This window comes from Variovorax sp. 01T439_2 (assembly GCF_056398445.1).
Map to the genome: position 1 here is coordinate 1 of NZ_JBFTPJ010000192.1, position 7,579 is coordinate 7,579.

The 7,579-nt window shown below is 66.8% G+C and carries 10 protein-coding genes; 2 read left to right on the forward strand and 8 right to left on the reverse strand.

Features of this window, described 5'->3' with window-relative positions:
* A partial coding sequence (locus AC1DOC_RS11475; RefSeq protein WP_478129817.1) for a VOC family protein occupies nt 1-228 on the reverse strand: 228 nt, incomplete at its 3' end.
* Nucleotides 229-580: 352 nt separating this feature from the next.
* The gene (locus AC1DOC_RS11480; protein ID WP_478080550.1) at nt 581-1,585 is read right to left on the reverse strand and encodes an isopenicillin N synthase family dioxygenase; all 1,005 of its coding nucleotides are present in this window, start codon (nt 1,583-1,585) and stop codon (nt 581-583) included.
* A 202-nt stretch (nt 1,586-1,787) separates the two neighbouring features.
* On the opposite strand from AC1DOC_RS11480, the gene rutR reads away from it, so the two are divergent.
* Nucleotides 1,788-2,534 (forward strand): HTH-type transcriptional regulator RutR, encoded by a 747-nt coding sequence (rutR, locus tag AC1DOC_RS11485; protein WP_478080549.1) that lies wholly within the window; start codon nt 1,788-1,790, stop codon nt 2,532-2,534.
* A 145-nt stretch (nt 2,535-2,679) separates the two neighbouring features.
* Here the strand turns inward: rutR and rutF are convergent, their stop codons facing one another.
* The 6 genes from rutF to rutA are packed head-to-tail and all read right to left on the reverse strand — an operon-like array spanning nt 2,680 to nt 6,959.
* Nucleotides 2,680-3,222 (reverse strand): NADH-dependent FMN reductase RutF, encoded by a 543-nt coding sequence (gene rutF / locus AC1DOC_RS11490; protein WP_436288139.1) that lies wholly within the window; start codon nt 3,220-3,222, stop codon nt 2,680-2,682.
* 27 nt (nt 3,223-3,249) lie between these two features.
* A complete protein-coding gene (locus AC1DOC_RS11495) occupies nt 3,250-3,849 on the reverse strand; it encodes a malonic semialdehyde reductase (protein WP_478129818.1) in 600 nt (199 codons plus the stop codon).
* On the reverse strand, nt 3,846-4,646 hold the full coding sequence (gene rutD, locus AC1DOC_RS11500; RefSeq protein WP_015867601.1) for a pyrimidine utilization protein D: 801 nt from the start codon (nt 4,644-4,646) through the stop codon (nt 3,846-3,848). Before rutD ends, AC1DOC_RS11495 begins: the two co-directional genes overlap by 4 nt.
* A 2-nt stretch (nt 4,647-4,648) precedes the next feature.
* Nucleotides 4,649-5,041 (reverse strand): pyrimidine utilization protein C, encoded by a 393-nt coding sequence (gene rutC, locus AC1DOC_RS11505; protein WP_015867600.1) that lies wholly within the window; start codon nt 5,039-5,041, stop codon nt 4,649-4,651.
* A 33-nt stretch (nt 5,042-5,074) separates the two neighbouring features.
* Nucleotides 5,075-5,833 carry a pyrimidine utilization protein B gene (rutB, locus tag AC1DOC_RS11510; RefSeq protein ID WP_015867599.1) on the reverse strand — a complete coding sequence of 253 codons (759 nt, stop codon included), beginning with the start codon at nt 5,831-5,833 and terminating at the stop codon, nt 5,075-5,077.
* A gap of 13 nt (nt 5,834-5,846) precedes the next feature.
* Nucleotides 5,847-6,959, reverse strand: a complete 1,113-nt coding sequence (gene rutA, locus AC1DOC_RS11515) for a pyrimidine utilization protein A (RefSeq protein ID WP_015867598.1) — start codon at nt 6,957-6,959, stop codon at nt 5,847-5,849.
* A 218-nt stretch (nt 6,960-7,177) separates the two neighbouring features.
* Between rutA and AC1DOC_RS11520 the strand changes: the two genes are divergently transcribed.
* The coding region (locus tag AC1DOC_RS11520; RefSeq protein WP_478129819.1) for a YybH family protein at nt 7,178-7,579 on the forward strand (402 nt) is incomplete at its 3' end.

The following is a 7,579-nucleotide window of genomic DNA, read 5'->3' on the forward strand; positions in this document are numbered from 1 at the left end:
GATGTTCAGCAGAAACTTCACGCCGCGCGTGTCGGAAAATTCGGCCAGGTGCAGCAGCTCGTAGGCATCGAGCGCGTTGAAGCCGAGGCTCGACTTGCCGGTGTCGAGCCCGCGGAAGATCGGCGAGCGAATGGCCTCGATCTCCGGGAAGCCGAACACGCGCTGATAGAAGCCGCTGAGCGCGGCCACGTCTTTGGCGAAGACGTTGACGTAGGAGAGGTGGGGCATGTCAGTTTTTCTTGGCGCTGTTGTTCTTGTTCGGGGCGCTCTTGTTCGGGGCGCTCTTGTTCAGGGCGCTTTTCAGGGCGCGTGCACAGGCCACCGGGTACTCCCCTCCGCGAATGTCCCCCGGCCTTCGGCCTCCTCCTTGATTTCGCTGCGGGGAGCACCCGATGTCCTGTGCACGATGGGCGCGGCTCCTGTGCTGGCCGATCAACGACCGCTGTGCATAACGATCACGTCGATGGGGTGCCTTGCGCAGCGAAATAAAGGAGGAGCGCGAAGCGCGGGGGACATTCGCGGAGCAAGGTACCCCGTCGGCGGGAGCGCGCCCCGAACAACAACGATCGCGGGGTTTCATTTAGACCGCGACCTTGGTCCCCCCAAAGGTCGTCTGCTTGACGAACTTGGAGGTCAGGTGGTCGCCCGAAGAAATCGGTGCGTACTTCGGCTGCTCGCCCGGTGCCAGGCAACTCGGCAGGCACTCGACCATCGCGTCGTAGTTGGGCTGGTGAAAGAACACCAGCGACTGGCGGCGGTTGGTGCTGGCCACCTCGAACGGCGGGTTGACCACGCGGTGCAGCGTCGACACCCACTGGTCGTTGGTCCACTGCATCATCAGATCGGCAATGTTGACCACCAGGCCGCCTTCCACCTGCGGCACGTCGACCCACTGGCCCGCCTTGTTGAACACCTGCAGGCCCTTGTCGTCGGGCAGCACGATCGTGAGGCTTCCGTAGTCGCTGTGCGCGCCCGCGCGCAGCTGGCCCGGCAGCGGCGCTTCGCGCTGCGGCGGATAGCTCAGCACGCGGAACATGCTGATGTGCTTGTCGATCTTGTCGTCGAAGAAAGTCTCGGGCAACGCAAGCCCGAGCGCGAAGATGCGCATCAGCGAGCGCGAGAGATCGCTCATCGCCTCGAAGTAGCTTTCGTACGCCTCCCGGAAACCGTCGATCGGCGGCCAGCTGTTGGGCTCGAAGTGCGGGCCGGCGGCAGGGCCGCGGTGGTAGTCGTCGTCCGGCACGTTCGAGGGGCCGACGGAAAACGATTCCTTCAGATCGCCGGGCGCGGCCTCTTCCAGACTGTACGAAAGCCCCTCTTCGCCCACCGCGCTGTAGCCGCGCACCGCGTCTTCGCGTGGCCGGTCGACCTTGCGCTTCTCGGCCAGCGGCATGTCGAAGAAGCGGCGCGAGAGCTGCGACACGCGCGCAATCAGCTCGGCCGGAATGCCATGGTTGGTGATGACCAGAAAGCCGATGCTGCGGCAGGCCTCGTCGACCTTGGCCGCAACCTGCGCCTTGCCTTCGGCCGTGCCGGCGAAGTAGGGCGCGAGATCGATGATGGGTACGGACAGCAGCGTTGTCATGTGTCGGTCCTCGTGCTTGGCATGCCTTTCGCCATGCAACGTCTGTGCCAGTTGGACCAAATGGACAAAACACGTTGGCCGCGTCAGCATGGTGCGTGCCGGCGGCGCGCGAAGGCCGCGCTGGCGCAACGCGATGCATCGCGGCCTTACAGTGGTGCGCGTTGAAAGAAGAACCAGCAAGCAATCGATGAAGCGAGGGAAGATGCCGAAGACCAAGGCGCTGGCCGCAGCCAGCAGCACGAAGAAGATCCCGGCCAAAAAAAGCCCGGTGACCATCCCGGTGAAGGGCCCGGCGCGCAAGCGCGCGAAGCCCGCCGTGCGCAGCGCATCCGCGGTGAGCCGCAGGCTGCGCCAGATCGAGGACAAGCGCAGCGCCATCCTGGGCGCCGCACTGGGTTTGTTCTCGCGCTTCGGCCTACATGGCACGTCCATCGACCAGGTGGCGGCGCGCGCCGATGTGTCCAAGAGCAACCTGCTCTACTACTTCGCGAACAAGGAGGAGCTCTACGTCAACGTGCTGCGCGACCTGCTCGCGCTGTGGCTCGAACCGCTGCGCGGCTTCAGCGCCGAGCAGGATCCGGCCGAAGCCATCGGCAGCTACATCCGTCGCAAGCTCGTGGTGTCGCGCGACCGGCCCGATGCATCGCGCCTGTTCTGCCTCGAGATGATCCAGGGCGCGCCGCTCCTGCGCGACGAGCTCGACCGCGAGCTGCGCACGCTGGTGGAGCGCAAGTCGGAGGTCATCCGTTCATGGATCGCAGCCGGCAAGCTCGCAGCGGTCGATCCGCACCACCTGATCTTCACGCTCTGGGCCGTCACGCAGCACTATGCGGATTTCGGCGTGCAGGTGCAGGCGCTGACGGGGCATACGCTGGAGGATCCGGCGTTCTTCGAGCAGACGGTGGAGAACGTGCAGCGGATCGTGCTGCAGGGCATTGCGCCGCGGTAGGGGGATTTACTCCCTCTCCCTCCGGGAGAGGGTGGGGGTGAGGGCCGGCGGCGTTGAAAGATGCGCTGCGATTGCAAAGGCCGCTGCCCTCACCCTGACCCTCTCCCGGAGGGAGAGGGAAGAAGACAAGGGAAAAGAAAGAAAGTCAGTGCGGCGGCGCCGCGATCTCGTGATAGCGGCGATCGAAGTAGATGAGGCTCTGCGCCGCCCCGCCAATCGCAATCGCCAACGCCTCGCAAAACAGCACGTCATGCGTCCCCGCACTCGTGGCCTGCACCACGCGGCAGTCGAACGAGGCCGCGGCATCTTCGAGCACCGGCGAGCCCGTGGCCTTGCGGCCCCATCGGCCCGCGGCAAAGCGCTCGTCCATCGGCGTCTTGCCGCCGAACAGGCCCGACAGCGCCTGGTGCCCCGCGGCCAGCACGTTCACGCACAGCACGCCGTTGGCCGTGAACGCGGGGTACACCGAGGCCGAGCGGTTCAGGCACACGAGCAGCATCGGCGGCTCGTCGGTCACGCTGCACACGGCCGAGGCCGTGAAGCCGGCGCGGCCTGCAGGGCCATCGGTGGTGATGATGTTGACCGCTGCGCCCAGCCGCGCCATGGCGTTGCGGTAGTCGGCCTTGGGCAGCGCGGGCGGCGCACCGCTTGGCATGACGTGGTGGGAGGCCATTGCGTTGGGCAGCATGAGAAAGAATCTCCGTGAAGACGGGCTTCAGGCCAGGACGCAGGCTTCGTCGAAGGCGAGCCGCGGCAGGCGGCCGAACACCTTGGCCGGATCGCCATGGCCGAGGTTGATCAGGAAGTTGGCGCTCCAGTCGGTGCCCTCGAAGAACGCGGCATCGACCTTCGCCTTGTCGAAGCCCGACATCGGCCCGGCGTCGAGCCCCACCGCGCGCGCGGCCAGCAGCAGGTAGGCCGCCTGCAGGCTGGCGTTGCGAAAGGCGGTTTCGTGCGCGGCCTCGGGGCTGCCGGTGAACCAGCTGCGCGCATCGGCATGCGGAAACAGCGTGGRCAGCTTGTCGTAGAACTTGCGGTCCCACGCGGCAATCACCGTGACGGGCGCCGTCATGGTCTTGTCGAGGTTGCCCTTCGAAAGCGCGGGCGCGAGGCGCTGCTTGGCTTCGGGCGTGCGAACGAACACGAAGCGCGCGGGCGAGCAGTTGGCCGAGGTCGGGCCCATGCAGGCCAGCGCGTAGACCTGGCGGATCTGCGCGTCGGTCACGGGCTCGGCGGTCCAGCCGTTGTGGCTGCGCGCCTCGGTAAAAAGAAGGGCCAGTGCGGCGTCGTCGAGGGCAGGTTTCATCATGGTCATGCGGGTACGCCGGGTGCGCTGACCCGGGCGAGAAAGTCGAGCAGGCTGCGGTTGAAGACGGCGGCCTCGGTCACGCTGTGCGCGTGGCCGCCGTGCGGCAGGAAGTGGAGCGTCACGTCCTTGAGGCCATCGGCCAGGCGCTGTGAGCAGGTCCAAGGCACCAGCGCATCGTCCATGGCGGCGGCCACCAAGGTGGGCGCGGTGATGGCGCCCAGGCGTGCATCGATGTCGAAGGCGCGCAGCGCGCCGATGCGCGCGCGCATGTTGGCTTCTCCGGGGAAATGCGCAAACGCATGGTCGACCTCGTCGGCCACGCGCTGCGCATGTTCCGCGCACCAGGCCGCGGGGTACAAAAAGATCGGCTGCGCTTCCACGTACGCACGCGGGCCGCAGGCATCGAGCAGCGCGAGCCGCGCATCGAAGCAGCGCGCCGAATGCGCGTTGGGCTTCGACCACGCATTGACCAGCACCAGGCTGGCCACGCGCGCCGGTTCGTCGAGCGCCAGCTGCAGGCCCACGAGCCCGCCCAGCGCATGGCCCACCAGGTGGCAGCGCGGCGTGGCCGTGGCGTCGAGAATCTGCACCACGTCGCGCGCCATGTCGGCAATGGCATAGCCCGCATCCAGCGCGGCGGGGCTGCGGCCCGTGCCGCGCTGGTCGTACGCAATCACGCGGTGGCCCGCTTCGAGCAGCGCGCCAAGCTGCGGTTGCCAGAAGGCGGCCGAACCGCCCAGGCCCGACGACAGCAGCACCGCCTCGCCATCGGCCGGCCCATGCACTTCGTAGTGCAGCGGCATGCTCAGGCCTTGTTGCCGACGTGGGCGATAGACGCAATCTCGACCAGCGCGTCGGGCTTCACCAGGCCGCACTGGATGCAGTAGCGCGCGGGCTTGGTGCCCGGAAAGAACTCGGCGTACACCGCGTTGACCTTGGCGTAGTCGGCCCAGTCCTTGATCATGATCATGTTGAAGGTCACGTCGTCCATGGTGCCRCCGGCTGTTGCGATCACGTTCTGGATCGTCTCGAGCACGTGGCGCGTCTGCGCCGAGGCGTCGCCCACGTGGACCACGTTGTTGTCCTTGTCGAAGGGCAGCGTGCCCGACACGTAGACGATGCCGTCGGCCATGGTGCCGGGCACGAAGGGAGCGATCGGCGTGGTGGTTCCGGCCGGGATGATGGCTTGCTTGGGCATGGGGGTTCCTTGCTGTGGGTTGAACGATGGGAATCAGGCCGTGGCCGGCGCGAAGCTGCGCACGAAGTCGTCGACGGTGGAGACCCAGCCGAAGAAGGTCTCGACGTTGTAGACCGATGCCTTCTGGATGGCCGCGCCGCCAAGCTCGTGCGTCGCGTCTTCCAGCATCACGGCGAAGTATTCGAGGTGGAAGGCATCGCGCAGGGTCGACTCCACGCASACGTTGGTCGCGATGCCGGTGAACACCAGGTGGCGGATGCCGCGCGCGCGCAGCGTGCTGTCGAGCGTGCTGTTGAAGAAGCCGCTGTAGCGCGTCTTGGGCACCACGATGTCGCCGGGCTGCGGCTTCATCTCGGCAATGAGTTCGTAGTCCCAGCCGCCCTTGGCGAGGAACTTGCCCGCAAGCTCGGGCCGCGCGCGCATGGTCTTGAGCGCATTCGACTTGTGCCAGTTGGGCGAGCCCGGTCCGCCGGCCTCGACGTAGGCGGCGTCCCAGCCGTTCTGCAGAAACACCACCAGCATGCCGGCCGTGCGCGCCGCCGCGATGGTGCGCGCGATGTTGGCAATGGTGCCCTGCGCGCCGGAAATATCGAAGCCGGCCGAATCGACATAGCCGCCCATCGACGCATAGGCGTTCTGCATGTCGACCACGATCAGGGCCGAGTCGCTGGCATGCAGCGCGAGCGGTTCGGGCCGCGCGGGCAGCACCTGCGGCGCCGGTGCGCCGGGCAGGCGCGGCGCGCCAGCGGGGGTGTTCGATGTGAGGGTGGTGTTGCGTGCGGGAGTGCTCACGTGGCGCTCCTGCTCAGGCCGCAAGGCGCTCAGCTTCGGCCTGCGAGGGCACGGGGCTCTGCACGTGCACGCGGCTCTTCATGAGCGGCTGGATGCGTTCGCCGAAGGCCGCGACGCCCTGCACGAAATCGTCGAAGGTCAGCAGCACGCCCTCGGTGCCCGGCACCTCGGCCATCTCGTCGAGCAGGCGCGCGACGGTGGCGTAGGAGCCGACCAGCGTGCCCATGTTGATGTTCACGGCCGAGGTCGGGTCGGCCATCTGGCGCACGTTGGTGTCGGCGCCCGACCTGGTGTCGGCCGCGCCCTGCTGGCCGAGCCAGGCAATGGCCTCGTGGTCGGCGCCGGCCTTGTAGTGCTCCCACTTGGCGCGCGCGGCCTCGTCGGTCTCGTCGGCAATCACCATCATCAGCACATAGGTGGTGACGTGGCGGCCGGTCTTGCGCGTGGCCTCGATGAGCTTCTCGGCCGCGGGCGCAAAGGCCTTGGGCGTGTTCACGCCCTTGCCGAAGCAGAAGTTGTAGTCGGCGTACCTGGCCGAGAAGTCCATGCCCGCGTCGCTCTGGCCCGCGCAGATCACCTTCATGTCGGCCTGCGGTTGCGGGCTCAGGCGGCAGTCGTCCATCTGGAAGTGGTCGCCCTTGAAGTCGGACTGGCCCTTGCCCCAGAGCTCGCGCAGCACCTGGATGTATTCCGACAGGTACTGGTAGCGCGTGCCGAAGAACTGGTCGCCCGGCCACATGCCCATCTGCGAATACTCGGGCCGCTGCCAGCCGGTGACGAGGTTCAGGCCGAAGCGGCCGTTGGAGATGGAGTCGATGGTCGACGCCATGCGCGCGACGATGGCCGGCGGCATCACCAGCGAGGCGGCGGTGGCAAAGAGCTTGATCTTCGTGGTCACGGCCGCGAGCCCGGCCATCAGCGTGAACGACTCGAGGTTGTGGTCCCAGAACTCGGTCTTGCCGCCGAAGCCGCGCAGCTTGATCATCGAAAGCACAAAGTCCACGCCGTAGCGCTCGGCTGTCAGCGTGATCTCTTTGTTGAGCTCGAAGCTGGGCTTGTACTGCGGCGCGTTCTCCGAGAGCAGCCAGCCGTTGTTGCCGATGGGAATGAAGATGCCGACGTTCATGCAAAAAGCTCCTGTTGCGGGGTCGCAAAGCCCTATGCATGGCCCGTGCCAATTGGAAAAGCCGTTTTAAATCAACGGTTTGAGTGCTTTTGGATGTTGTGTTTTGACCATTTGGTCCAAAGTGGAGCGGACGAACCGCCCGCGCTGCGGCAACGCGGTGCGCCGCAAGGCCAAAGCGGTGCAGCCCCATGTCATCGATCGCGCGGCAAAATCACCCCATGCCCAAGACCCCACTCCGCGCCGCCGCGGCCATCGGCGGCACTGCCGACGACGTCGAAGCCGCCTTCTACGAAGCGCTGCAGCGCGGCGACATCGATGCCCTGATGGCGTGCTGGGCCGACGAGGACGAGGTGTTCTGCGTGCATCCCGGCGGCCCGCGGCTGGTAGGCGCCACCGCCATCCGCGCCGCCTTCGAGCAGATGTTCGGCAACGGCGCCATCCACGCGACGCCAGCGCGCGTGCGCAAGATCGAGTCATTGGCAAGCGCCGTGCACAACGTGCTCGAGCGCATCGAGGTACTCACCTCCGAAGGCCCCAAGCACGCCTTCGTGCTGGCCACCAACGTCTATCACAAGACCGTCGAAGGGTGGCGCCTGGTGGCGCACCACGCGAGCCCCGGC

Bases quoted from the DNA above. Each gene is read 5' to 3' on its own strand.
- rutD (WP_015867601.1), bottom strand. From the start codon at position 4,646: ATGCCGCTGCACTACGAAGTGCATGGGCCGGCCGATGGCGAGGCGGTG.
- AC1DOC_RS11480 (WP_478080550.1), bottom strand. From the start codon at position 1,585: ATGACAACGCTGCTGTCCGTACCCATCATCGATCTCGCGCCCTACTTC.
- rutR (WP_478080549.1), top strand. From the start codon at position 1,788: ATGCCGAAGACCAAGGCGCTGGCCGCAGCCAGCAGCACGAAGAAGATC.
- rutF (WP_436288139.1), bottom strand. From the start codon at position 3,222: ATGCTGCCCAACGCAATGGCCTCCCACCACGTCATGCCAAGCGGTGCG.
- rutA (WP_015867598.1), bottom strand. From the start codon at position 6,959: ATGAACGTCGGCATCTTCATTCCCATCGGCAACAACGGCTGGCTGCTC.